Consider the following 25,295-nt stretch of genomic DNA (forward strand, 5'->3'; position numbering starts at 1 on the left):
AGGCAGCCCGCCGCCAAGGGATTTGCCCAGTACATACAAATCGCACTCCACACCGAAATTGTCCATGGCGAACATGCGCCCCGTGCGGCCAACGCCCTGATTGATTTCATCGGAAATCAGCAGAATCCCGTTTTCACGGCACAGCGCCGCCAAGTCCTGAAAAAACCTTGCTGGGGGAACAATCAGGCCCGCGTCTCCCGCGATGGGCTCCACCAGAAAGGCGGCCACCTCGTCGGCGGGGAGATAGTGGCGGAAGGCATAGCGAATCTGCTCCAGACAGTCCAGCTTACAGGCTTCGGGCTTTTGGTGATACTGGCAGCGCAGGCAGGTGGGATAGTGAAACGTCTCGCACTCCGGCAGCAGCGGGCCGATTTTGCGGCGCATACTGTTGGTGAGCTTGGACACAGAAATGGCGCCATAGGTGCTGCCGTGATAGGACTCGCTGAAGGAGACAATTTTGGGCCGCCCGGTGTAGCCCCGGGCGTATTTAATGGCCCCGTCGATAGACGCCGAGCCGGTGCAGCTAAAAGAAACCATCATATCCGGCCGACCGGTCATGTGGGAAACCTTTTCCGCCAGATCAATCATCGGCCCGGAGGGAAAATAGGCGGAGATATATTGGGACAAATCCGTCATCTGCCCGTAAACTGCCTGAGCAATTTCTTCGTTCCCGTGGCCGATGTTGGCGGAGGAAGCGCTGGCAAGAAAGTCGATGTACTCGTTTCCGTCGCAGTCGTACAGCTTCGCGCCCTTCCCACAAACAAAGGAAATGGGAACGTAGGGAATCCGCGCCGATTTTGGCACGTATTCATCCTGACGCTGCAAGATGCTCTCCAACTGTTTCGACATAAAACCCTCTCCAATCATTTGTGCGGCGGCAGCACACGCCTGCTCCGCGCAGTTTCTGTTTATCAAACCATGCTTGTCCTCCGCAAGGGCGATTGCTTTTTATCATATCGGGCGGCTGGTTTTCTGTCAACACCATCTTTTACAACTTTTTTAAAAGCTTTTCTCAATAGTTTGTGTAAAAATTATCTGTTTCAAATATTTTTGCAAATTGATTTGGGACAATAAAAATTGCGTCTTATCGCCTGATTGTGAGACGTTGTATTTGAAAGGGTTGTCTTAATCGCTATTGTTAGACAACTTCTTTTTCTCGGACCAAAAGGAGAAGCTGTGAGGAAAAAACGTGTAAGAGGAGAGCGCTCTATGGCAAGCAAGAGGCATGGCAGGCTGCTCCGTATCCTGATTCCCGGCTTTGTGTTCCAGTCCATGGTCATCGGCGGCGGATATGGAACCGGCGCGGAAATCCGGGAATACTTTCTGTCAAGAGGACTTGTCGGCGGCCTTTTGGGAATGGCCGTTACGCTGGCAATCTGGTCTGTTTTGTGCGCGGTGACCTTTGAATTTTCTCACACATTCCGAACCTACGATTATAAGAGCATGATGACCAAGCTGCTGGGCAAAGCCAACTTCCTGTATGAAGTCTGCTATATTGCGATGCTTTTGATTGTGCTGGGCGTGGTCACGGCCACAGCAGGCAGCATGGCTACAAGCCTGACGGGCGGTTCTGAGTGGACTGGCGTTTCGATTCTCTCTCTCGGGATCATCGTGCTTGTCATCAAGGGTACCGCAGCAATTGAAAATGTGCTCACCTTTTGGTCCTATGTGCTGTACGCGGTGTATATCCTCTTCATGATGATCGTGTTTATAAGGTTTGGCGGCAATCTGCCCAAGGCGTTTGCCGCCCAGAGCGTGGCAGGGTCCGACTGGCTGATGGGCGGCGTGAAATATGCGTTTTACAATCTGGGCACTGTTCCTGCCCTGCTCTACACCGTCCGTCAGTGCCATAACCGCAGGGAAGCGGTCGTCTCCGGCCTGCTGGCCGGTGTGATCGGCATTATTCCCGCCGGGATGCTTCTGCTGACCATGGGCACAATGATGGAGGCATGCCTGACGGCGGAAGTTCCCATCACCGCCGTGTTTCAGGCACTGGACATGAACTGGCTGTTCTGGCTGTTTGAGATTGTGCTGTTCGGAACCCTCATCGAAACCGGAACCGGCTTTATCAAGGCATTGGACGATCGGATTGAAAATTCCATCGCCGCTTCCGGAAAACACGTTCCCATGTGGGTGCGACCCAGCGTGGCCATCGGCAGCGTGGTGCTGGGAATTCTGGTTTCCACCTTCGGGCTGGTGGACCTGATTGAGCAGGGGTATGGAACCATCACCTGGGGCTTCTTCCTCCTCTTTGTGGTTCCCATGCTGACCACTGGCGTATACAAGATTGCAAGACACGGCAGAAGAAGAGAATTTTCCAAAATGTTTTTAGAGCGCCCGCCTGTGGGCCGATAGCCAATGAAAGCGATTCGGCCTGTTAGGCCGCGTCGCTTTTTGCTGTCTTGACGGGACAATTGCATCAAAAGAAGACTCCCTGTGCATCTGCTTGACGTGCATGGAATGAGCGCACATTGACGGCGCGACCTTGTATTGGACCGCGGCTCTTAAAAAAGCAGTAAATTTCAAAAAGTTGTATAAGTCTAACTTTTTAAGTAAAAAAGCGAGAAATATTTGAGAAAATATTTGTATTGACGAACTTGCGCGGGTGGGAATATACTCAAAACACAGCATCCGACATTTGATGACAGAAAAGGTGGGATGAATGATGAAAGCGCATCGGTTTTGGGCCTGGGCCACGGTGATCAGTCTGTTCATGGTGATGCTCACCGGATACAAGCGAAAATAAGCTCAGGCAACAAGCTGGATAACGACATGGCCGGTGGCCATGTCCTCAACCAAATATATAGTAACAGGGGGATTTTGGAATGTTTTGCAATTGGAAAAAAATAGCGTTATTTGCGGGCGGCGCGCTGTTTGGCTCTGCCGGGGTGAAGCTGCTCACAAGCCGCGACGCGAAGAAGGTCTACACGCAATCCACCGCCGCCGTTCTGCGGATGAAGGACTGCGTGATGGAAAATGTCTCGAAGGTGCAGGAGAACTGCGGGGACATTCTGGAGGACGCAAAGGGGATCAACGAAGACCGGGCCTCTGCCGCAGAGCAGGTGGAGGACGCGGGCGAACCGTCTGCGGAATAAACGAATCAGAAGAAGCCGCCCGTGACAGTGGGTGGCTTCTTTCATAAGAGGACAATACGATGAATTGTACGATTTTACACGAGAGCCGGGGGCGCATCCGGGTGCACATCCGGATGCGTCGGATGACCATGGCGGAGGCGGACCAACTGGAAAGCGCGTTGGCGGCCCTGCCGGGGATCCGGCAGGTCACGGTTTATGACCGCACCTGCTATGCTGTGATCCGCTATCAGGCGTCCCGGGACGCGGTGATCCGCGCCCTCGCGGCCTTCCGCTTCGACCGGGAGGCACTGGCAAACTTTTCGCCGGAGACCAGCGGCCGGGCGCTGAACCGGAGGTATCAGGAGAAGCTGGTGTGCATGACGCTGATGTACCTTGTGCGTAAGCTGTACTTCCCCGCGCCGCTGCGCATCGCTTTGGCGGCGTGGCGGGCGGCCCGATTTTTCCGCAGAGGGCTGCGATGCCTGCTGCGGCGCAGACTGGAAGTCGATGTGCTGGACGCACTGTCCATCGGCGTGTCTATGGGCCGGGGGGACTTTGCTACCGCCGCCTCGGTGATGTTCTTACTGCGTCTGGGCGAGTTGCTGGAGGAGTGGACCCGGAAGAAATCCTTGGGCGATCTGGCCCGGAGCCTTTCGCTCAACGTGGACCAGGTATGGCTGAAGACGGGAGACGCAGAGTTGCTGCCCCCCATCAGCCAGATACAAGCCGGAGATCAGGTCTGCGTCCGCACCGGCAACGTGATTCCTCTGGACGGAAGGGTTGTCTCCGGCGAGGCCAGCGTAAACCAGGCATCCCTCACCGGCGAGTCTGTGGCGGTGCGCAAGGGGCCCGGAGCCATGGTCTACGCCGGGACCGTGGTGGAGGAGGGCGAGTGCATCCTTTTGGTGGAGCAGCAGGCGGGTACGGGACGGTACGACCAGATCGTTGCCATGATCGAGCAGTCGGAAAGGCTGAAGTCCGCTGCCGAGAGCAGGGCGCTGGACCTTGCGGACAGTGGTCCCTGCTGGGGACTGCGGCGACCTATCTGATGACAGGAAACCTCACCCGGGCCATCTCCATTTTGATGGTGGACTACTCCTGTGCGCTGAAGCTGTCCATGCCTCTGGCGGCGCTCTCCGCCATGCGGGAGTGCGGCAGCCACCACATCACCGTTAAAGGCGGAAAATTTCTGGAGGCTGTGGCCCGGGCGGATACGGTGGTGTTTGACAAAACCGGCACCCTGACCCACGCCACGCCCACTGTGGCCCGGGTCGTGGCCTTCGGCGGACGGAAGGAGCAGGAGGTGCTGCGAGTGGCCGCCTGTCTGGAGGAGCACTATCCCCACTCCATGGCCAACGCCGTGGTGAACGCGGCCAAGGAGCAGGGCATTCTTCACGCCGAGATGCATTCGGAGGTGGAATACGTGGTAGCCCACGGCATCTCCAGCCGTATCGACGGCGAAAAAGTGGTCATCGGCAGCCGACACTTCGTGTTTGAGGACGAGGGCTGTGTCGTTTCCCCGGAGGAGCAGGCTGCCTTTGCCAGCCTGCCCGAGGAGTTTTCGCATCTGTATCTGGCCGTGGGCGGCGTGCTGGCAGGAGTAGTGTGCGTGGCGGACCCGCTGCGGGAAGAGGCCTCGGCAGTGCTGAACAGCTTACGGAAGCTGGGCGTTTCCAAAACCGTCATGATGACCGGAGACAATGAGAAAACCGCCGCCGTCATCGCGGCGCAGGTGGGCGTGGACGAGTACTACGCCGAAGTGCTGCCCGAGGATAAGGCCCGCTTTGTGGAAGCAGAACGGGCGGCGGGGCGCACTGTGATTATGATCGGCGACGGCATCAACGACTCTCCCGCCCTCTCCGCCGCCGACGTGGGCATCGCCATCAGTGATGGCGCGGCCATCGCCCGGGAGATCGCCGATGTCACCATCGCCGCCGACAACCTGTTTGAGCTGGTGCTGCTGCGAATGATTGCTCAGGGGCTTCAGCGACGGACGGCTGGCAACTACCGCTTTGTCATCGGCTTCAACTCCGCCCTGATTTTACTTGGCGCGGCGGGGGTTCTGCCCCCGGCCACCTCCGCCCTGCTGCACAACGCCTCCACCTTGGCCATCAGCCTGCGCAACATGACGGATCTGCTGGAGTGAGCGCCTCTGGAGAGATTCAAAACAAATCACGGCCCGGTGGCGGAAAACTACGCCGCCCGGCTGCACCATGAGCGAGCCGGAGCGACTGAACAACAAGAGGCGATTTACCTTCATATGCCCCGCGAGGTACTCCGGGTAACGGAGAAATAGAAAATTTTAAGCCAAAGGAGATAAGCAAGGCGCACTGTCGCCTTGCTTATCTCTTTTGGTTTTGTATTGCAAAATCATCCAATATTTTGTCATAATTTTGAATTAAAAAGTTCTTGACAAATTAAAAAAGGCAAGATATAATCCCAATATACCTACCAAATAAGTTGGTATTTAAAAATTGCGAGAGGGTGAGGAATATGACAACGCTGTTTCAAAAACTGCTGCGGGGCAATTTCCGCTGTGGACGAATGCTGTACTCCCGGACAAGTGATATGGCCGGGCGCGTTGGCATGTCCTGTTCGCGCCCTTGGTGACAAAGACACACCACACACGCCATACCTCTTATCCGGGAGCTGAATGACAGCCCCGGCTTTTTTATTTTTAATAACCGAAAGGAGCGACTGCTATGATGCACTGTTGTCATATAAAAAATCGATGTAAAAGAATATTTGACCGCGGCCGCCGCCTTTTTTGAGGCGACAGCCTGTGCATAACGCAATCCATGGCGCGGAGTGTACGAACGTCGGCACTCCGCGCCATGTTGCCATTAAAATTCCGAATAGAAGAGGTAGATTGATTATGAAAAAGGCAAAAGCGATATCCTTTTTGCTGGCGGCAGCTATGACGGGAGCCCTGCTCTCCGCCTGCGCCGGAAATTCCGGCAATAACGCACAATCGTCCCAAAGCGGGTCCGGCTCCACCGGAAGCGCCGCTCAGGAGACGCCTGTCAAATGGGACATCACCATCCCCGGCAACAACGGCTCCCTGTGCAACGTTCCCACCTTCCTTGCATACGAGCTGGGGTATCTGGCGGAGGAAGGCATTAACGCCGACCTCGTTTCCGCTGACTATGAGTCCAAGAAGGTGGGGTTGAACAACGGCACCATGCCCATTGTCAACGGGGACTTTATGTATTTTCCCTCCATTGAGACTGGACTGAACATCACCGTGATTGACGGGCTGCACAAGGGCTGCATCAAGCTGGAAGTTCTGCCGGACTCCCCCATCGAAACTGCCGAGGACCTGCGGGGCGGAACCATCGCGGTGGACGAAATCGGCGGCACTACTTATCAGGTGACAGCCCTCTGGTTGGAGCAAAACGGCGTCAAGGCCATTGGCGAGGATGCGGAGGTGACCTTCCTGCCCTTCGGCGACGACAACCTCTCTCTGGAAGCGCTGAAGAGCGGGCAGGTGGACCTGGTGGCGGTCTGGGACCCCAAGGCCTCCGTCGCGGAGAAAGCGGGCGAGGTGAAGACGATTCTGGATATCTCCAAGGACGAACCCTTTGCCAGCCACTATTGCTGCTATCTTTACGCTTCCACCAAGGTGCTGAAGGAGGACCCGGAGCTGATTTCCGCCATCCTGCGGGCCTATCGGAAGGCGGAGGATTACATTGCCAAAAACCCGGAAGCGGCCACTGACCTGATTCTGGAGAAGAAGTACGTGTCCATTGAAGACCGGGATCTGGCTGTGGAGCTGGTGAAGGGCTATGGGTATCCCTCGGAAGCGGACTTTGACACCGGCAAGGCGCTGGACGCGCAGGCGGATGTGAAATACTTTGCCGAGGCGCTGCACGGAATCGGCTATCTCACCTCCGACCCCGAGGAGTATATCGCCAAGGCATTTACTCCCGTGGATCTGACTCTGGGAAAATAAGTGAGACCTGCTCGCCGCACACCTCTGTGTGAGGTGTGCGGCGAGGCAATTTAAAGGAGATATCGCGTGAAACAGATTGACAATATGAACCCGCCGGTGACAAACCGCCGCCTGATGGAGGCGGCAAGTCTCTCCTCAGCCGGATTTCTGGCGGCCATCTTGGGAAACCGGCTGATTCCCCAGATATCCGACGGCGTGAAGCTGGCGGATTACGCTTTAGGCCCGCTTCGGCTGGACATGAACGGATTTTATCGAATCGTGCTGCTTGCCGTTATCCTGACATTTCTGCTTGGCGGCGTTCGGGCACGGCTGGATTCCAGCCGCCGTCCCGGCTATGTGCGCCAGGCCCCGTTTCGATTTGTTCTGGGGCTGGTACTGCTGCTATATGACATTCTGGGAACGAAGCTGCAGCTCACGCCCCAGCCGTTTTTTCCGGGTCCTGCTCAGATTCTGGAGTCCTTTTTAATGGAGGGCAGCTACATCGGGAAAAACCTGCTTTACTCCCTGCGGCTGTTCGGCGCGGGCTTCACCGCAGGTATCCTTCTGGGGGTGGTGACAGGGGTGCTGATCGGTTGGTTCCCAAAGGTGCGATACTGGGCTTATCCCGTGTTGAAAATCAGCGGCGTCATCCCCGCGGTGGCGTGGATGCCCTTTGCCCTCACGCTGTTTCCAACGCCCTTTGCCGCAGCGGTGTTTCTTCTGGTCATCACCTCCTGGTTTCCGGTGGCGTCCCAGACGGCCTTTGGCATTCAGTCCGTCTCCCGGGTCCATCTGGAGGCGGCGCGGACCTTGGGCGGGGGAACCGCCTTTCAGGTGTTCCGCGTGGCAATTCCCAGCGCGTCGCCCCAGATTTTCACGGGAATTACCACCGCCTGCGCCAGCTCGTTCACCTGCCTTGTGATTGCCGAGATGATGGGCCAGCCCGGCGGCCTTGGCTACTATATCAACGTGGTGAAGGTTTGGAGCGCCTACTACAAGGTGTTTGCCGCCATTTTGCTGATGGCGGTCCTGTTCAGCCTGATTCTCGCGGCGATAGGGGTTCTGCGGGACTATGTGCTTCGTTGGCAGAAGGGAGTAATCAAATGACGGACGGCATTCTTCTGGATATTCAGCATGTCAGCCGGGTGTACCCGGACGGGCAAAACGGTCAGGCAGAGGGAATCACCGCGCTGCAAGACGTGTCCCTTTCCGTAGGTCGGGGGGAGTTTGTCTCCCTGCTGGGTCCCTCCGGTTGCGGGAAGACCACGCTGCTGCGCCTGCTGGCCGGGCTGGATACGCCCCAAAGCGGGAAGCTTCTTCTGAACGGGCAGAGCATCACCGGGACCTCTCCCCAGCGGGGTTATGTGTTCCAGCAGGGGGGCCTGTTCCCCTGGTGGACGGTGGAGCAGAATATTGCCGCCGGACTGAAAGCCCGCCATGTCTACCGCCGGGAAAAGGCGCGGGTGGCAGAGTTTTTGGAGTTAGTGGGGCTGCAAGACTTTGCGGACGCCTATCCCCACCAGATCAGCGGCGGCATGGCCCAGCGGGCGGCCATTGCCCGCAGTTTGATCAACGACCCCGAGGTGTTGCTGCTGGATGAGCCAATGGGCGCGCTGGATTCCTTCACCCGGGCCGACCTTCAGGACAAACTGCTGGAATTGCAGCGGGTCAGCGGGACCACCATGATTCTGGTGACCCACGACATCGACGAGGCCGTTTACCTCTCCGACCGCATTGCCATCATGACGCCCCGTCCCGGCAGAATCAGCGAAGTGGTGACGGTTCCCATGGAAAAGCCCCGCCAGAGAAGCAGCCAAGCGTTTACCGCCCTGCGGGGAGAGCTGCTGGAAAAATTTCATCTGGCAAGCCAATCATCGCTGCCCGAATATGCCATATAAATATACAAAAAAAGCACTCTGCGGTTATCCCACTTGAGCGGGACCTTGGCATGCCCCGGTTGACACATGCCCCAAACCCTCGCTTTGAATCCGCCGATTTTTTATTAAATTCTAAAATTGACAAATAGGTGATACTTCTATATGATATGCCATAAGAAATCGATATAGGTATTACCTTAATGCTTTCTTATGCTTATCATAAGAGGCAACTCGAAGGGAGAAAAACATGAAACTGAAAAAAATTGCCGCCCTGCTGTTGGCTTGCGCGCTGACACTGTCCCTCGCGGCCTGCGGTTCGGGAACTGGCTCTGCCGGCTCTTCCGCGGCGTCTGCCCCCGGTTCCGCTTCCGGCGCCGCAAGCAACACTGCCTCGGGTCTTCCCGCGCTGACGGCGGAGGAAATCCACATCGGCGCCGTCTTCAACACAGAGCTTGGCACAGAGGGCTTCAGCTATGCTTTAGGGCAGGGCTTCAAGGCGCTGGAGAACGCAGGCTATCAGGTGGACTATGCCTTCAGCATTCCCGAGTCCGCCGAGTGCGAGGTTGCCATTGAAAACCTGATCAATCAGGGCTGCAACGTCATTTATGCCACCAGCTACGGCTATGGCGAATATGTGGCCAATGTGGCCGCGCGGTATCCAAACGTCTATTTCAACCACTATTCCGGAAGTGTCAACGCAGACAATCTGGCCACCTTCTTCCCGAAGAATTTTCAGAGCGAGTATCTTTGCGGGATTATCGCCGGTATGCGGACCGCGTCCGACCAGATCGGCTATCTCGCCTCCTATCCCATCCCTGAGTGCATCCGCATGGTCAACGCGTTCACGCTGGGCGCGAGATCCGTCAATCCGGATGTGACGGTGAACGTCAAGTGGACCGGCTCCTGGTTTGACCCCGCCACAGAAACCGCCATCGCCACCGAGCTTGTCAACAGCGGCTCCGATGTGGTCATCGCGTATCTGGACAGCCTGAACGCGGCGATTGCAGCGGCCAATCTGGGGGCGTATTCTTTCGGGTACGCCACGTCCGGCTATGAGACGATTCCCGAGTCCTTCCTCGCCAGCCCCGCCTGCGACTGGGAGAGCTTCTTCGTGAACGACGTCCAGAGAATTGTGGACGGCACATGGACCGGCACCAATCAGTGGCTGGGCATGCAGGAGGGGCTTGTCAGCCTGACTGAGATGTACAATCTGGCCGACGGCACAGAGGAAAAGGTAACCGAGGCCGAAGAGGGCTTTAAAACCGGCACGCTGGATATCTGGACCGGTCCCATCTCCGACAATCAGGGCAATGAGGCCGTGGCAGGGGGCGAGACGCTGGACCAGGCGGCGCTGTTCTCCATGAACTGGTTTGTCGAGGGCGTAAACGGAAGCGCAAGCTGAGGCTGTAACCGGACAAAATTCCGCGGTCTGTTTTTTAGGAGAAGTACATGGAAAATCGCATTGCAGTGGAACTCAGGCACATCAAAAAGCACTTCGGGCCCGTCAAGGCGAACGACAATGTCAATTTAAAGGTCTGCGCCGGGGAAATCCACGCCATTCTGGGAGAGAACGGCTCCGGCAAGAGCACACTGATGAACGTCCTCTCGGGTCTATACGCTCCGGACGGAGGGGAAATCCTCGTAGGGGGAACGCCGGTGTCTATCCGATCCCCTAAGGACGCTATACTGAATGGCATTGGGATGATCCACCAGCATTTCAAGCTGGTGGACGCCCTTTGCGCCTGGGAAAACATCGTCGGGGGCATGAAAGCCCGGACGCTGCTGCGCAAAAAGCGGGCGGTTGCCGAAATCATGGCGCTGTGCGAAAAATACGGACTTCCTCTGGACCCCGAAAAGAAAGTCTGCCGAATGACCGTCGGAGAAAAGCAGACGGTGGAAATCGTAAAAGCTCTGTACCGGGGCGCGGAAATTCTGATTCTGGACGAGCCAACCGCCGTTTTGACGGTGCAGGAAACGGAGCGGCTGTTTGAAATCCTGCGGGAAATGAAGGCGAAGGGCCGCGCCGTCATCATCATCACCCACAAGCTTCAGGAGGTCATGAACGTCAGCGACCGGGTGACGGTTTTGCGAAAGGGCGTCAGCGTGGATTCCATTGTAACCGCGCAGTCCAGTCCCGCCCAGCTTGCGGAGCTGATGGTGGGTCGGGCGGTGGACATTTCGGTCCCCTATGCGGAAACTTCCGGGAAACTGCGCGAGCCGGTTCTGTCCATCAAAAACTTGCGTCTTGCGGAGCGGGGCGCGGGCGAAAAGCTAAACATTGACCGGCTGGACGTCTGCGCCTGCGAAATTCTGGGGATTGCAGGCGTGGCCGACAGCGGACAGAGGGAGCTGTGTGAGTCCATCGTGGGCCTGCGGGCGGCGGAGGGCAGCGTGCTCCTCAAGGGAACCGAGCTGATCGGGCTGGACCCCCGGGCTATGCTGCGGCAAGGAATCCGGATTGGCTTTGTGCCGGAGGACCGGCTGGGCATGGGTCTTGCGGCGGGGCTGAGTATCAGCGACAATGCGGCGCTGCGCACCTATTGCTCCGACAAAGGGCCGTTTTTGAACAAAAAAGCGGAGAAGGTGCAGGCCGTCCGCCTGACGGAGCGCTATCATGTCAGCGCGTCCGGTGTAGACCAGCCGATTCAAAGTCTATCCGGCGGTAATATCCAAAAGGTGTTGCTGGGCCGTGAAATTGATCTTGGTGCGGACTTTTTTATTGCCGCCTACCCCGTGCGGGGTTTGGACATCGGCGCTTCCACTTTTATCTATGAACAACTTAACGAAGAGAAAAAGAAAGGCGTCGCCATTTTGTTTATCGGGGAGGACTTGGACGTGCTTCTGGGCATCTGCGACCGGGTTGCGGTGCTGCACGACGGCGAGCTGATGGGCGTGGTGGACGCAAAAACAGCCACAAAGGAGCAGCTTGGCCTGCTGATGATGGGGCAGAAGCAGGAGGAGACAAACTATGCTGCGAATTGAACGGAAGACGAACAGCAGATTCCTTCTCCAGCGAATTGTCTCTCTGGTGGCCGCTCTGGCTGCGGCGGGAGTCGTGGTTGCGATTTGTGGATACGACCCGATTGTGGTGTACCGGGAGATGCTGAAGGGCTCCTTCAGCTCTGTTTACTATGTGCAGCAGACTGTTCAGAAGGTTGTCCCGCTTTTGATGATGGGACTTGGGGTAGCGGTCTGCTTCAAAATGAACTTTATCAACATCGGCGCGGAGGGGCAGTTCTATATGGGCGCGACGGCGGCGACGTACGTAGCGCTGAACGTCAGCGGACCGCCCGCCCCTGTGGTCATGCTTTTGATGTTTGCGGCGGCCTTCGCGGCAGGTGGCTGCTGGTGCTTGATTGCGGGGTATTTAAAATCCAAGTGGGGCGTAAGCGAAACACTGGTGACACTGATGCTCAACTACGTGGCCATCAAGCTGGTGTCCTATCTCCAATACGTCCTCTGGAAGGACCCCCAGTCCTTCGGCTTTCCCAAGATCGCCAATTACCCGGCGGAGCTTCAGCTCAAACTTGTGCTGGGCGTCCATTCCGGGTGGATTGTTGCTCTCTTTCTGACAGTTCTCATATGGGTTCTGCTCCACCGCAGCAAGCTGGGCTATGAATTATCCGTGATGGGAGCCAACGAACAAACCGCGCGCTACGCCGGGATGAACACCAAAAAAATTCTCCTGCTGGCAAGTCTCTTAGGCGGCGGCATCTGCGGCCTTGCGGGCCTGATTCAGGCCGCAGGCGCGGAGCGCACGCTGAACGACCAGATGGGGGGCGGCATGGGCTATACCGCCATTGCTATCGCCTACATGTCCCGGATGGAGCCGCCCGTGATTCTGGCGGTTTCCTTCCTGTTTTCCATTCTGCTTCAGGGAGGCGCCTATATGCAGATTTCCATGCAGATTCCCTCCGCCGCGGGCGACGTGATTCAGGGAATCATTCTGCTGTTCATTCTGGGAAGCGAATTTTTCTCCACTTACCGGGTCGTCCTGACCCGCACGAGGCAGGAGGCGGCGAAATGAACGAAGCAGCTTTGTTTTTTCAAATGTCCGTGCAGCTTGGCACGCCGTTTCTGCTGGCCACCTTGGGGGGCATTCTGTGCGAAAAAGCGGGGCATTTGAACCTTGGCATTGAGGGCATGATGATGCTGGGCGCGTTTTTCGGCTTTCAGGCCGGGTTTCTCAGCCACAGCCCGGCAGCGGCTCTCCTCATGGCGGCGGCAGGCGGCGCGCTGGGCGCGCTGATTTATGCCGTCATCACCGTGACCCTCATGGGAAACCAGACGGTGACCGGCTTTGCCCTCACGATTTTTGGCACGGGTCTTGCCAATTTTCTGGGCAAGGCGTATTCCAGTCAAATCATGGACAGCGCCGTGACCTCCGCGCTTGGAACCCGCAGCATCCCGGGCCTTTCCAAAATTCCGTTTCTGGGACCGGTGCTGTTTTCCCAAAGCCTGTTTGTGTACCTCTCTTTGTTCCTTGCCGTGGGACTGCTGTTCTACTATCAGAGAACCCGGTTCGGCCTTGCCGTTCGCATGGTGGGCGAAAACCCCGGAACGGCGGACGCCTCCGGCGTCAATGTGACGCTGTACAAATATGTACACATTCTTTTCGGGGGAGCGCTTTGCGGTCTTGGTGGAGGGTATCTCTCCTTGGTATACGTCCCCTATTGGCAGGACAACATCACCGCAGGCATGGGCTGGATTGCAGTGGCTCTGGTTATTTTTTCAGGCTGGAACCCTGTCAAGGCCATTTTCGGATGCTATCTTTTTGGAATTTTGAAGGGGATGACCCTGAAATTTCAGGGTGCCTCTCTGTCCGTTCTTGGGCTGGATATTTCTCTCGCCGCGCAGGTGATGGATATGCTGCCCTATATTCTTACAGTGGCGGTGCTGGTGCTCTCGGCCATTTCTAAAAAAGGTGCGGGCGCAGGGCCGGCCAGTGTTGGAAAGCCCTATTTCCGGGAGGCCCGGTAAATATGGCTTCGGCCCGCATTCCATCCCGGTTTTGCGAATACGAAACATACAGGAGGTTTCCATGGACAACAAGTTAATTCAGGTGGCGTTGGGCAAAACCCCCGCCGACATTGTAATTAAAAACGGCAGACTGGTAAACGTGGTCACCCATGAGGTCTATGAGACGGAGATTGCGGTGGCAAAGGGCAGAATTGCATCCATCGGTCCCGTCCCCGCGGGTGCGGTAGGCCCGGACACACAGATTATTGATGCCGAGGGCATGTTTCTCGCCCCCGGATTTCTGGATGCGCACATCCATATCGAGAGCAGTATGCTCTCCTACACGGAGTTTGCAAAGATGGTGGTGAAGCACGGAACCACCGCTGTGGCAACGGACCTGATGGAGGTGACCATCGTCTCCGGCATTGACGGGATGAAAGAAGTGCTGGCGGAGTCCAAAAACACGCCGGTAAAGCTCTATTATCCCATCCCGGCCTTCATGGAGGAAAACGGTATCCAGACCACCGGCAGTACGCTGCACAGCGAGATGATCGACCAGCTAATTACGCTTCCCGAGGCCGTGGGACTTGCCGAGGTGCTGGCCCCGCCGATTCTGGCGGAGAGCCCGGTTTCCGCCCATATGCTGGACCTGGCGGAGCGGTATCGCAAAACCGCGGAGGGTCACGCGCCCGCCGTCATAGGTGAAAACCTGAACGCCTACGTAGGTGCGGGAGTCACCAGCGACCATGAGAGCACCAATCACGAGGAAGCACTGGCCAAGCTGCGGATGGGTCTGCACGTGCTGATGCGGGAAGGCTCCGCCTCCACGGACCTGCGCCCCTGCCTGAACATCATTACGCAGGAGCACGTGGACACCCGGTACTGCTCTATGGTCAGCGATGATATCGACGCGCTGCACATCAGCCGTCTCGGCCATCTGGACAACAAGGTTCGCATCGCCGTAAAGGAAGGCGTGGACCCCGTCACTGCCATCCAGATGGTGACGCTCAATCCCGCCGAAAGCCTGCGCATTCAGGACCAAGTGGGCAGCATCACCCCGGGCAAAATCGCGGACATTGTGTTCCTCTCCTCTTTGGAGGAGTGCCGCGTGGAGCGGGTCATCGCAAACGGCGAGCTGGTGGTGGACGGGCGGGACCTTGTCAAAGAGCTGCCCGCGCCCAATTACAGTAATCTTCTGCGGGACACCGTGAAGCTCTCCCGCAAAATCACCGGTGACGATCTGGTTTTAAAGGCAGACCGCGGCTATACCCGGGCAAAGGTTCATGTCATCGGCGCATCCCACGACACCCTGCTCACCGATGCGCTGGAAGCGGAGCTGACGGTTGAAGGCGGCGTAATTCTGCCGGATGTGGAGCGTGACGTGCTGCGCATCGCCTGCGTGGAGCGCTATGGAAAAAACGGCAGCATCGGCAGGTCGTTTATCAAGAACTTCAGCCTGAAATCCGGCGCCATTGCCATCAGTGTGGGTCACGACCACCACAATATCTCCGTGGTGGGCAGCGACGCGGAGGATATGGCCTTTGCGGTCAATCGCATTGGTGAGCTGCAAGGCGGCCTTGTGCTGGTGAAGGACGGCAAGGTGCTCTCCGAAATTCCGCTGCCCATCTGCGGGCTGCTTTCCGATTTGGACGGAGAGTCCGTTGCCGCAAAGCTTGCGGAGATGATTGAAATTCTCCGGACGCTGGGCTGCGAGGTGCCCTCTCCCAACATTACCCTCTCCTTCATCACGCTGATTTTCATTCCCTGCTTGGGCATTACCGATCAGGGGCTGTTCGATGTGCGGGAGTTTAAGCTGATCGACCCGGTGATTTCCTTAAACTAAAAGGAGGCGCTACGTTCCATGAAACAGATATTACTGAAAAACGGTTTCATCGTCACCATGGCCGAGGGGCATGAAACGGTGTACGACGGCGGCGGCGTTCTGGTGGAGGACGGCAACATCAAAGCGGTGGGCCGGATTGACCCCAAAACCGTGGCTCCTGACGCGGAAATTATGGACTTGAACGGGAAATGCGTTCTGCCCGGCTTTGTCAACACCCACGTCCACACCTCCCAGCAGATCAGCCGGGGTGTGGGCGACGACGTGGACTTTGTCACATGGCTTCACAAGCGGATGTGGCCCTTTGAGAGCAGCATGACGGAGGAGGACTCCTATATCTCCACCCTCGCCACCTGTCTTGAAATGATTAAAACCGGCGTTACCTCCTTCGCGGAGCCGGGCGGGCAGTTTGTGTCCGGCATGTGCCGCGCCGTGGCAAAATCCGGCCTCCGGGCAAAGCTTGCAAAGTCCGTGATGGACTGCGGCGAGGGGCTGCCCCCCGTCTGGCAGCGCACGATGGAGGAGGAGCTGGAGCAGCAGGTCCTTGATTTGGAGAAGTATCACAACACCGCGGACGGACGGGTTCAGGTCTGGTTTGGTCTGCGCACGATTTTTAACAACACCGACGCGCTGTGCGTCAAAACGAAGGAGCTGGCGGACAAATACGGCGTGGGCATCCATATGCATGTGGCAGAGGCAAAGGAAGAGAAGGAATACACCTATGCCCGCTGGGGTGAGGGCACCGTGCAGCATCTGGAATCGCTGGGGGTTCTCAGCCCTAACCTGCTGGCAGTCCACACCGTGTGGCTGACGGACGAGGAAATTGCCCTTTTTAAAAAGCGGGACGTGAAAGTGTCCCACAATCCGGCCTCCGCCATGCGGGTTCTGGGCTTTGCAAGAATCCCCAAAATGCTGAGTGAGGGCATCTGCCTGTCCATCGGCACCGACGGAGCCTCCTCCTCCAACCACATGGACATGGTGGACGAGATGTGGCTGACCTCCCTGATTCACAAGGGCTGGCGGCTGGACCCCACGGTGGTTCCCAGTCAGGACATTTTGCGGATGGCCACGCGGTGGGGCGCCCGGGCGCTGCTGGACGACAAGCTATACGGCTCTTTGGAGGCCGGGAAAAAAGCAGACCTGATTGTCATTGACCCGCAAGGCCCGTCCATGATGCCGGTCAACGACAAAATTGCCGCACTGGTGACAGCCATGCACTCGGAGAATATCACCTGCTCCATGTGCGACGGCAAGTGGCTGATGAAAGACCGCAAAATCCTCACGCTGGATGAGGACGCAATTCTGGCAGAGGGCACGGCACGTGCCGCCGCCATCTACAAGCGCGCGGGCATCGAGCTTCCTGCAAGATTTCCGGTGGTCAAGGTCGGCAAGGAAAAGAAGCTATTTTAAGAAAGCGGGGCTGGAAACATGGATCAAAAGCTGTTAGCGGTGGCAGGCGGAAAAGAGCCTGCCGATCTGGTGGTGAAAAACGGCAAAATCGTAAATGTTTTTTCCGGGGAAATTTATGACGGCGGCGTTGCGGTGGCAGGGGACAAAATTGCCGCGGTGGGCGATGTGGATTATACCATCGGTGAGGGCACAAAAATCCTTGACGCGCAGGGCAAGTATCTCACCCCCGGCTTTATCGACGGACACATTCATCCCGAAAGCTCCAATCTTGCCATCCGCTCCTTTGCCGAAGCGGTGCTGAAGCACGGCACCACGGTCATTATGACCGACCTGCACGAGATTGGCGTGGTAGGGGGGCTTGAAGCCATTGAAGCCGTGCTGAAGGAAGCGGAAGCCACGGATTTGAAGCTTTACTTTATTGTCCCTTCCCATGTTCCCTTTTCCCCAAATCTGGAAACCTCCGGCGGACGGTTTGACACGGAGATCATCAAGCGCGCGCTGGAACGGCCGGACGCGGTGGGCCTGTCCGAGTGCGTGGGCATGTATCTGGCGGCAGGATTTCCGGAGCTGATGGCTTCCTGCGACGCGGCGCTTGCCAAGGGAAAATCACTTCAGGGCCACCTTCCCGATGCGGACGCCGCCACCCTCAACACCTGCGTCGCCGCAGGCGTGTCCACGGACCACGAGTCCCTCAGCGGCAAGGACGTGGTGGACCGGCTACGTGCGGGCTGCTCTGTGATGCTGCGGGAGGGTTCCTCCGCCCGCAGCCTGACGCAGTTGCTGGAGCCGGTGCTTGCCGATCATCTGGACACCTCCAACCTCTCTATCGTCACCGACGACCTGCATACCATCGACCTTGCCACGACAGGACATCTGGACGAGTCGGTGCGCACCGCGCTGAAAGCGGGCGTGGAGTTTTTGACCGCCATTCAGATGGTCACCATCAATGCGGCCCGTGCCTTCCAACTGGACCGCTTCGTGGGCTGCCTTGCTCCGGGACGGCGGGCGGACATCAACCTGACCACCGGACCAGAGGACTTCCGGGTGGATACTGTTGTTGCAGGAGGCCGCGTTGTTGCCCAAGGCGGCGAATCTGTGGTTCATTATCCCGTGGTGGAGCATAATCCGATTCTGCTGAACACGGTCCATCTCAAAAGGTGCGTAGAGGCTGCTGATTTTCAAATTCGCGTGTCCGAATCCGCCAGGGCCGTCAAGGTCAAGGTGATGGATACGCTCCCTTGGATTCCCATTACCCAGCCAAGGGATGTGGAGTTGAATGTCGTGGACGGTGTGGTGCAGTGCGATCTGGACCAAGACGTGCTCTATATTGCTCAGGTGGAGCGGCACGGCAAGACCGGTGGCATCGGCAAGGCGTTCATGGGCGGGTTCAAGCTGAAAAAGGGCGCGATTGCCTCCTCCATGGGCCACGACAACCACAACATCATCGTGATGGGCGCCAACCACGCCGACATGGCCGCCGCTGTCAACCGGGTGGCAGCGCTTCAGGGCGGGCAGGTGTTTGTGGTAGACGGGGAGGTCCTTTGCGAGATCCCCTTCCCGGTGTGCGGACTCCAGTCGGATTTGTCCGCAGAGGAACTGGCGGAGGAAAAGCGCAAATTCAATGCAACGCTCCGGGAGCACGGCTGCGAAATCAGCTATACCTGCATGTTCCTTTCTTTTATCTGTCTGGCGGCGATTCCCCTCTATGCCATCACCGATAAGGGTTTTATCGACGTTTTTCAGCAGAAGGTCATCGACCCGATTCTGGAAGTTTTGGAATAACAACGCGAGAAGAAAGAGCACTGCGCAAACGTGCGGTTTTATAGGCCGGACAAGGCAGCCGCTTATCAAAGGCGAGAAGGCACAAGGATAAGTTGTGAACCTCCCCTCGTAAGTAAACTGAATACGGAAAACGCCTCATTTCCAATGTGCATTGGAAATGAGGCGTTTTAACATATTTATTTGGGGAACACATCTTTACCAGATAATACTCCAATGGCATGCTGCCAAGCTTGCCGGGTACTTATCACTTGACTGGTTAAGAGAACGCTTCTGCTGATGTTATAGACGCAGGTCACAAAACTCTTACACACTTGCTTTTCTCCTTTGGTGCAGGGAGGAGATTGCCGCGCTCTGCTTTTTTGTGCGGTGTTGACTTCCTTTACAGGAGCACTGCGCACCACAGGGGTATTGCGGCAAGGGACAACACCGTCGTCACCGCCGTACAAGCCGAAGCAAACGGAGCGTCTCCATTGTATTGCAGTGCCAAGATTGACGTGGTGGCACCTGCGGGCATAGCAGTGAGGACGATAGAGAGATTCCTCACCAACGGATCGATGTGAAGCGCCAAACACACTAGCAGGACCAGAAGCGGCAGCAATACGAGCCGTACCCCGGAATAGCAGAGGGTATCCCGGTGAATCAACAGACGCGGCTCCATATCCGCCACAATACTGCCTACCAGCACCATGGAAACGGCGGTATTGCAACTGCCCACCGTCTCCAGTGTGTCCGTTACCAAAAGAGGTAAATGGACTCCCGTTAAAAGAAGCAAAAGCCCAATCAATACGGCGGCGATACAGGGATGTGTCACAATTTTTCGCAGAAAGAGCTTCCCGCTTTTTCTGGTGAAAAAGGACAGCCCCAGCGTCCACATCACCACCCGCAGGGGAATCAGGAAGACCGCCGCCAATAACGTTCCCTCTGCGCCAAAAATCCCCTCTGCGATCGGCGTGCCCAAGATTCCGGAGTTGGAGCAGACGGTGGCGTACTGCATCACCGTTTTGTGCTCTGGCGCGCACCGGCGGTAGGCGAACAGACCCCAGAGGTAGCTGAACAACTGAATACCAACGGAGAGAACAAAGATCTCCGCTGTCTGCCGCAAACGCGTCACCGTCAGCTCCACAAGAAATGAGCTCAAGATGCTGCAAGGCAGAATCAGGTTGATCACTAGGTCCGTCAGCAGCTTTTTTCCCTGTTCCGGGATGATGTTCCGCCTGCGAAGCAGAACACCCAGCCCCATAAGCAGGAATAGCTTCCCCACCAGAAGAGCCTGAGGACTCATATCCGACATACTCCGATACTCCTTTCAAGCGGCTGCATATGTTTTCGCCCCTGCATGCTTAATGCAGAGGCGAAAAACACATGTGTAAAAGACGCGCAAAATGACAACCCGCTTTGCGGCAAAAACCATGCCATCGCGGGGCCGATCCTATGAAGTCAGGTCAGCATGGAGGCGATGGACAGAAGGTTGGTGACAATCCAGGCAGATGCGTAGTAAGTCATGAATTGAATGCCGGTATGAACGCCGAACACAGTGTGGAGGAATCCGCCCACCAGACCGATGGTCAAGGCCAGAAACACGCCCAGAATTCCCGCCTCGTAGAAAGACAGCATAACCACCAGACCGCAGAAAGCGCCGATGAGCGCTTCTTGGCTGACCGCGCGGAGCATCAGCTCCGTCCAGGAACGCGCCTTGTGCATACCAATGGGATAAGCGCACAGTGCACCGCCGATCACACCGATGATTCCAAATAGAATGTAGTCTGGAATGGTGAGAAGCTGGGAGAGATTGTTTCCGATTTCAAACCGGGGCGCACAGGCGAAGAGCGGGGCCGCCGGACCGGCCGCCACGCCGCCAATGGCCACGCCGCCAAGGCCCAGCAGGGGAATGATCAGCCCAGCCATATAGGTGGCGTTGCAGGTGGCATTTTGAACGCCAAGGCAGGTTGAGATGCGGTCGTACAGTTCTTTTTTTCGCCCTCCGGATGCCTCGCCCGCCAGCACGGTCATGCCCACCGGGCTCATGGTAAAGCCCACGCTGGAAATCGCGCTCCAGAGACCGCACTGGGCTACCTGACTGCGGGTCAGCTGCCTGAAGGGGTTTGGAAACAGCGAGAGCTTCTGCTTGCTGTCGGGCGCAATCCAGGATTCGTTGGGTTCATCCTTGGCAAATTGCTTCCGGCGGCTGGGGATCAGAGCGCCGAACAGCTCATAAATCATCGGTCCGATGGTGATACCCATAAAAATAGAGGTGAACACCGTGGATCCATGGCCTTCAACGGCAATACGCTGGAGCGCCTGTATGAAAATTGCAAACGGAATGATGGCGGCGATGGCGCCCCAGCGTGCGGGGGAGATGTAAGCCACCAATACCGCGCAGACAGTGAAAATTAACCCGGAGTGAGACGCGATGATGCCGCCCAGAGGCGACAGCAGCAGTGCCACGACAATGGCGATGGGCAGGACGAAAATCGTACCCACCACGGAACCGGCCGCCATTTTGCGCATGGCCATGTGGGGAACACCCAGCCGCTTCGCAATCACGCAGCTTTGCACCAGGGGGACGGCCATGGTGCTTCCGGGAAGGCCGGTCATTGCAGTGGGAATGGTATGGGAGCACTGCATGGCGACAATGATGCCCACCTCCCATGCGATGAGAACCCCCGCTGGAGCGCCTGCCAACACCAAGATAATGGTGGTCGGAACCATGGTGGCGGTTTCGTCCGTGCCGGGAATGATGCCCACGATCGTATACAGGAAGCCGCCCGCGACCGCGGCGACGATGGCAAGTAAAATTGTTGTCATATTACTTTTCCTCCGCTTTTCCCTGATTTACAGCGTCTTTTTCTTTCGCCTTTACCCGGTATTCCGGCTTAAAGTTGGGAGAATTCTCCGGGATGAGGGCCAGCAGGGAATAGAGCTCAAAGCTCTCCATCTCCCGGACGACCTCCGGTGAAACCGTACGCAACGCGTCAATTTCCTCCTCCAATGTCATGCCGGCCGCATGTAGAATTTCCTCAACATCCTCAGCCGACGCATCCACCAGAATGCGTCGCTTTGGCTTAAACAGGGCGCCGGAAATAAAGGCGCCGGCAAAAGTGCCCACAATGCCAATCAGCAGCGCATATCCCTTGGCGAGTTCGGGGTTCAGATTTCCGTGACTCAGAAAAAAAGCCCGACCCGCCAAAAAAAACGCCATGGAGGTAATGATGCAAATGACCGAGGAGGCAGCCAGTTCCTTGGGGACAACAGTGTCTCCCCAGACTTCCATGTACTTTCCAACCGGTTGTTTTTGTTTAGGCATATTGCTCTCCTTCCCAGTTGGGGTGCGCCTCCGTTTTCCGTGGCGCATCCCGCATTGATTTAAAGCATACCTGCCAGAATTTCCTTAGCGAACTCAACTGAAATTTTCTGGGCAGCAATCATCTTTGCAACCACCTCATCCAATTGCCCTTCCGTAGCGCCGGCCACGGTGGCAAGGTTGCGGGCATGAAGCTTCATGTGGCCCTTCTGGATTCCGTCGGTGGCAAGCGCCCGCAGGGCGGCAAAATTCTGCGCCAGTCCCACGGCGGCGATGACCTGCGCCAGCTCCGCGGCGGTGGTCACGCCCAAAAGCTTGACGCATGCCTGCGCGGCGGGGTGGATCTTCGTGGCGCCGCCCACCAGTCCCACGGGGGTAGGCAGCTCAATGGAGCCGGTGAGATCTCCGTTTGCATCCTTCTCCCAGCGGGTCAAAGAGGTATAGCGGCCGCCCCGGGCGCAATAGGAATGTACACCGGCCTCAATACCGCGCCAGTCATTGCCCGTTGCGACGATGACGGGATCAATTCCGTTCATAATGCCCTTGTTGCTAGTGGCTGCCCGATAGGGGTCCGCCGTCGCAAAGGCGTAGGCCGCCACAACGCCGTCCACCACGTCCTCGCCGCCAATGGCCTCTTTGGTAAATTTCGCGGTGGCGCGAGCCAGACGGTGATCCGCCAGATTGGAGAGAATCCGAAGCTTCACTGTGCCGCCTGTAAGCCGCTCAATGGTAGGAGCGACGGCCTCCGCCATAGTGTTTACAGCGTTGGCGCCCATGGCGTCGCCGGTGTCCACCAGCAGATGCGTTACCACCATAGGACCAATTTCAGAATCCACGATGCGCACTTCCAGATCCTTTGCGCCGCCGGTAATTTTCACCAGCACAGGGTCCTTGGCGTTGGCAATGTCCAGAATTTCCTGCTTGTGGTGCAGGATAATCTGGCGGGCAAAAAAGGGATTTGCCACGCCGATGCACTGGACCTGGGAAATCATGATGTTGCCGGTATAGCTGGTGGTGAAGCCGCCGGCCTCCCGGGCCATTTTCGCCGCGTTGGACGCGGCGGCCACAACGGAGGCCTCTTCCACCACCATGGGGATGATATACTCCTTGCTGTTGATGAGGAAGTTCATCGCCACACCAATGGGCAACTGATAGGTTCCGATGACGTTTTCAATCACATGATTCGCCGTTTCCAGACTCAGTGCGCCGGGATTGGTCAGGCGGCTCAGCTCTTCCTCCGTCAAACCGGAAAACTCTGCCGCCTCCGCGGCTCTCTCCTGAACCGACAGCTTATGGAATCCGGGATATTGATTTGTTTTCATTGGAAACACTCCTTTCAAAAATCAGGGCTTTTCCGCAGCCTGTATTTACCAGTTGGTGTTTACCTTCATCCGCATGAAGGCGGACCCCATGGACTTCCCCAAACTGTCCAGCCGCAGGGAATGGGTGGCGCCGCCGCCCAGCGCGTGCTTCATCACAAAGTTCATCCCGTGGAGGGTATCCACATCGTAGCGGGTGATCTCGCCCTTTACCATGCCGCCAAAGTAGTCCCGGACCCGCTCCACGGTAAGAATGCGCTTGAGATATTCGTAGTCCTTGGGGTCCCGCGCGAAAATACACACGTTGCTGGTGTCGCCCTTGTCCCCGCTGCGTCCGTGGGCCAGCGTGTTCAGATAGACCGTTGCCATATCACTTCACCTCCAGAATGTGAGATTCCAGCCGAACTGCGTCTCTGGGAATCAGCGTGGGCCACAGGCCAATCACGTCGGTGACGTGGGCGCGGCCGCCGAAGAAGGAGGCGCCCGGCGGGCCGTTGAGCTGCAAAGGGCTGATCTCCGGAATGATGAGCTGCGCGTCCTTTTTCTCCTTGGTGCGAATGGCGATGCGGAGGACCACCTCATTCATGCGGCGGATCAGGTCTTCGTCCACCTCCGCCACGTCCAGATGCAGGGCGTTGAGGCCTACATAGTCAATCCGCAGGTCCTCGTACCGCATCCCTTTGCGCTCCATCTTTTTCATCAGGATATCTGCGGCGTACTGCGCCTTCTCATAGGCGTCGGGCCAGGCGAAGGACAGATAGGTGACTACCTTGTATCCGGCGTGATAGCCCAGACACAGCTTCAATTGGTCCGGCTTTGCTTTGCCCTTCACGCCGCCCACCCGCACGCGGTTGTCGCCGCTCTGGGTGAGGGCGGCATGGCTGATATCCACCGTGACGTCGGGCGTGATATAGTTGGCAGGGTCGTGGACCTCGTACAGGAACTGCTCCTTGCAGGACTGCTCGGAAATCAGTCCGCCGCAGTCGGGCGCTTTGGTGATGTGGAAGTCGCCCTCCGTCAGCTCTGCAATCGGGAACCCCAGCCGGTCCATGTCCGGAACGCCGCGCCAGTCGTACTCGAAGTTGCCGCCGGAGCCCTGTCCGCCGCACTCCAGCAGGTGTCCGGCCATGATGCCCCGGGCCAGATTATCCAGATCGTCGTCTTTCCAGCCAAACTCATACGCCAGAGGCGCAAGAAACATGGCGCTGTCCGCCGCCCGTCCCGTGAGCACCGTGTTTGCTCCCTGCGCAAGACAGTCCATAATAGGCTCCCGCCCAAAATAGACGTTGGCGTTCACCAGTTTATCTTTGATCTCATTGAAATCGCCCACGTCGTCCATGTTTTTAAACTCGCAGCCGTCTGCAATCATTTTGGGGATTTCGTCCAGCAGATCGTCGCCGGTGACATACCCGATTTTATAGCCGTGCATTTCCTGCTCCTCCGCCACGGCTCTCAGCGCTTCCACCGCACCGGGAATGTTCATGCCTCCGGCGTTGGTGATAATGCCGATTTTCTTTTCATAGGACTCTCTGCCAACCTCTTTCATCAGGCTGATAAAGTCCCGGGCGTAGCCGGCGGCGGAGTTTTTCATCTTCTGGCGCTGCATAATGGATAGCGTCAGCTCCGCCAGATAGTCGCAGGCCATATAATTCAGGTTTCCGTGCCGAATCATGTGGATGGCCGCGTCCGGGCTGTCGCCCCAGAAACCCTGACCGCCGCCAATGGATATTTTCTTCACGTCCTAACATCTCCTTCTATTTTTGTTCGTGAAATACAATTTCCTCAACACCTTGATTATAACA

19 protein-coding genes and 1 pseudogene are annotated in these 25,295 nt (G+C 57.1%); 13 read left to right on the forward strand and 7 right to left on the reverse strand.

Features of this window, described 5'->3' with window-relative positions:
• Nucleotides 1-849: aspartate aminotransferase family protein (locus B2W96_RS01725; RefSeq protein WP_293007935.1), on the reverse strand; the 849-nt coding region annotated here is incomplete at its 3' end.
• Nucleotides 850-1,209: 360 nt separating this feature from the next.
• Between B2W96_RS01725 and B2W96_RS01730 the strand changes: the two genes are divergently transcribed.
• The 13 genes and pseudogenes from B2W96_RS01730 (at nt 1,210) to B2W96_RS01790 (ending at nt 18,873) form a co-directional block, all read left to right on the forward strand.
• Nucleotides 1,210-2,355 (forward strand): hypothetical protein, encoded by a 1,146-nt coding sequence (locus B2W96_RS01730; RefSeq protein WP_293007937.1) that lies wholly within the window; start codon nt 1,210-1,212, stop codon nt 2,353-2,355.
• 470 nt (nt 2,356-2,825) lie between these two features.
• Nucleotides 2,826-3,095, forward strand: coding sequence for a DUF6110 family protein (locus B2W96_RS01735; protein ID WP_293007939.1), 270 nt, complete (start codon nt 2,826-2,828; stop codon nt 3,093-3,095).
• A gap of 59 nt (nt 3,096-3,154) precedes the next feature.
• Nucleotides 3,155-5,220 (forward strand): annotated as a pseudogene (locus B2W96_RS01740) (heavy metal translocating P-type ATPase).
• A 729-nt stretch (nt 5,221-5,949) separates the two neighbouring features.
• Entirely contained in the window at nt 5,950-7,026 is a 1,077-nt protein-coding gene (locus B2W96_RS01745) for an ABC transporter substrate-binding protein (RefSeq protein WP_293007941.1), read from the forward strand.
• Nucleotides 7,027-7,092: 66 nt separating this feature from the next.
• Nucleotides 7,093-8,112 (forward strand): ABC transporter permease, encoded by a 1,020-nt coding sequence (locus tag B2W96_RS01750; RefSeq protein ID WP_293007943.1) that lies wholly within the window; start codon nt 7,093-7,095, stop codon nt 8,110-8,112.
• On the forward strand, nt 8,109-8,903 hold the full coding sequence (locus tag B2W96_RS01755; protein ID WP_293007945.1) for an ABC transporter ATP-binding protein: 795 nt from the start codon (nt 8,109-8,111) through the stop codon (nt 8,901-8,903). The genes B2W96_RS01750 and B2W96_RS01755 overlap by 4 nt, the downstream gene beginning before the upstream one ends.
• A gap of 226 nt (nt 8,904-9,129) precedes the next feature.
• Nucleotides 9,130-10,284: a BMP family ABC transporter substrate-binding protein gene (locus B2W96_RS01760; RefSeq protein ID WP_293007947.1), complete on the forward strand. Its 1,155-nt coding sequence runs from the start codon at nt 9,130-9,132 to the stop codon at nt 10,282-10,284.
• A 47-nt stretch (nt 10,285-10,331) separates the two neighbouring features.
• Nucleotides 10,332-11,864: an ABC transporter ATP-binding protein gene (locus B2W96_RS01765; RefSeq protein ID WP_293007949.1), complete on the forward strand. Its 1,533-nt coding sequence runs from the start codon at nt 10,332-10,334 to the stop codon at nt 11,862-11,864.
• On the forward strand, nt 11,851-12,909 hold the full coding sequence (locus B2W96_RS01770) for an ABC transporter permease (RefSeq protein WP_293007951.1): 1,059 nt from the start codon (nt 11,851-11,853) through the stop codon (nt 12,907-12,909). The genes B2W96_RS01765 and B2W96_RS01770 overlap by 14 nt, the downstream gene beginning before the upstream one ends.
• Nucleotides 12,906-13,862, forward strand: a complete 957-nt coding sequence (locus tag B2W96_RS01775; protein WP_293007953.1) for an ABC transporter permease — start codon at nt 12,906-12,908, stop codon at nt 13,860-13,862. Before B2W96_RS01770 ends, B2W96_RS01775 begins: the two co-directional genes overlap by 4 nt.
• A gap of 61 nt (nt 13,863-13,923) precedes the next feature.
• Nucleotides 13,924-15,684, forward strand: coding sequence for an adenine deaminase (gene ade, locus B2W96_RS01780; protein WP_293007955.1), 1,761 nt, complete (start codon nt 13,924-13,926; stop codon nt 15,682-15,684).
• 18 nt (nt 15,685-15,702) lie between these two features.
• Entirely contained in the window at nt 15,703-17,091 is a 1,389-nt protein-coding gene (locus B2W96_RS01785; protein WP_293007957.1) for an amidohydrolase, read from the forward strand.
• An 18-nt stretch (nt 17,092-17,109) separates the two neighbouring features.
• Nucleotides 17,110-18,873: an adenine deaminase gene (locus B2W96_RS01790; RefSeq protein WP_293007959.1), complete on the forward strand. Its 1,764-nt coding sequence runs from the start codon at nt 17,110-17,112 to the stop codon at nt 18,871-18,873.
• A 379-nt stretch (nt 18,874-19,252) separates the two neighbouring features.
• On the opposite strand, the gene B2W96_RS01795 is transcribed toward B2W96_RS01790, so the two are convergent.
• The 6 genes from B2W96_RS01795 to B2W96_RS01820 all read right to left on the reverse strand — a co-directional run bounded on the left by B2W96_RS01795 (nt 19,253) and on the right by B2W96_RS01820 (nt 25,231).
• Complete coding sequence (locus B2W96_RS01795; protein ID WP_293007961.1) at nt 19,253-20,164, reverse strand: AEC family transporter; 912 nt, start codon at nt 20,162-20,164, stop codon at nt 19,253-19,255.
• A 146-nt stretch (nt 20,165-20,310) separates the two neighbouring features.
• Nucleotides 20,311-21,678, reverse strand: coding sequence for a tripartite tricarboxylate transporter permease (locus B2W96_RS01800; protein WP_293007963.1), 1,368 nt, complete (start codon nt 21,676-21,678; stop codon nt 20,311-20,313).
• 1 nt (nt 21,679) lies between these two features.
• Nucleotides 21,680-22,177, reverse strand: coding sequence for a YrzE family protein (locus B2W96_RS01805; protein WP_293007965.1), 498 nt, complete (start codon nt 22,175-22,177; stop codon nt 21,680-21,682).
• Nucleotides 22,178-22,236: 59 nt separating this feature from the next.
• Nucleotides 22,237-23,496 (reverse strand): hydroxymethylglutaryl-CoA reductase, degradative, encoded by a 1,260-nt coding sequence (locus B2W96_RS01810; RefSeq protein ID WP_293007967.1) that lies wholly within the window; start codon nt 23,494-23,496, stop codon nt 22,237-22,239.
• Nucleotides 23,497-23,541: 45 nt separating this feature from the next.
• On the reverse strand, nt 23,542-23,862 hold the full coding sequence (locus tag B2W96_RS01815) for an AtuA-related protein (protein WP_293007969.1): 321 nt from the start codon (nt 23,860-23,862) through the stop codon (nt 23,542-23,544).
• Nucleotide 23,863: 1 nt separating this feature from the next.
• A complete protein-coding gene (locus tag B2W96_RS01820) occupies nt 23,864-25,231 on the reverse strand; it encodes an acyclic terpene utilization AtuA family protein (RefSeq protein WP_293007971.1) in 1,368 nt (455 codons plus the stop codon).
• Nucleotides 25,232-25,295: the final 64 nt, after the last annotated feature.

The organism is Oscillibacter sp. UBA6647 (assembly GCA_002455655.1).
GTDB lineage: Bacteria > Bacillota > Clostridia > Oscillospirales > Oscillospiraceae > Oscillibacter.

What these genes read in the sequence shown, in the direction of transcription:
- B2W96_RS01745 (WP_293007941.1), top strand. Translation starts at nt 5,950, where the DNA reads ATGAAAAAGGCAAAAGCGATATCCTTTTTGCTGGCGGCAGCTATGACG.
- B2W96_RS01790 (WP_293007959.1), top strand. Translation starts at nt 17,110, where the DNA reads ATGGATCAAAAGCTGTTAGCGGTGGCAGGCGGAAAAGAGCCTGCCGAT.
- B2W96_RS01730 (WP_293007937.1), top strand. Translation starts at nt 1,210, where the DNA reads ATGGCAAGCAAGAGGCATGGCAGGCTGCTCCGTATCCTGATTCCCGGC.
- B2W96_RS01735 (WP_293007939.1), top strand. Translation starts at nt 2,826, where the DNA reads ATGTTTTGCAATTGGAAAAAAATAGCGTTATTTGCGGGCGGCGCGCTG.
- B2W96_RS01795 (WP_293007961.1), bottom strand. Translation starts at nt 20,164, where the DNA reads ATGTCGGATATGAGTCCTCAGGCTCTTCTGGTGGGGAAGCTATTCCTG.
- B2W96_RS01785 (WP_293007957.1), top strand. Translation starts at nt 15,703, where the DNA reads ATGAAACAGATATTACTGAAAAACGGTTTCATCGTCACCATGGCCGAG.
- B2W96_RS01770 (WP_293007951.1), top strand. Translation starts at nt 11,851, where the DNA reads ATGCTGCGAATTGAACGGAAGACGAACAGCAGATTCCTTCTCCAGCGA.
- B2W96_RS01765 (WP_293007949.1), top strand. Translation starts at nt 10,332, where the DNA reads ATGGAAAATCGCATTGCAGTGGAACTCAGGCACATCAAAAAGCACTTC.
- B2W96_RS01815 (WP_293007969.1), bottom strand. Translation starts at nt 23,862, where the DNA reads ATGGCAACGGTCTATCTGAACACGCTGGCCCACGGACGCAGCGGGGAC.
- B2W96_RS01810 (WP_293007967.1), bottom strand. Translation starts at nt 23,496, where the DNA reads ATGAAAACAAATCAATATCCCGGATTCCATAAGCTGTCGGTTCAGGAG.
- B2W96_RS01760 (WP_293007947.1), top strand. Translation starts at nt 9,130, where the DNA reads ATGAAACTGAAAAAAATTGCCGCCCTGCTGTTGGCTTGCGCGCTGACA.
- B2W96_RS01755 (WP_293007945.1), top strand. Translation starts at nt 8,109, where the DNA reads ATGACGGACGGCATTCTTCTGGATATTCAGCATGTCAGCCGGGTGTAC.
- B2W96_RS01775 (WP_293007953.1), top strand. Translation starts at nt 12,906, where the DNA reads ATGAACGAAGCAGCTTTGTTTTTTCAAATGTCCGTGCAGCTTGGCACG.
- B2W96_RS01805 (WP_293007965.1), bottom strand. Translation starts at nt 22,177, where the DNA reads ATGCCTAAACAAAAACAACCGGTTGGAAAGTACATGGAAGTCTGGGGA.
- B2W96_RS01800 (WP_293007963.1), bottom strand. Translation starts at nt 21,678, where the DNA reads ATGACAACAATTTTACTTGCCATCGTCGCCGCGGTCGCGGGCGGCTTC.
- ade (WP_293007955.1), top strand. Translation starts at nt 13,924, where the DNA reads ATGGACAACAAGTTAATTCAGGTGGCGTTGGGCAAAACCCCCGCCGAC.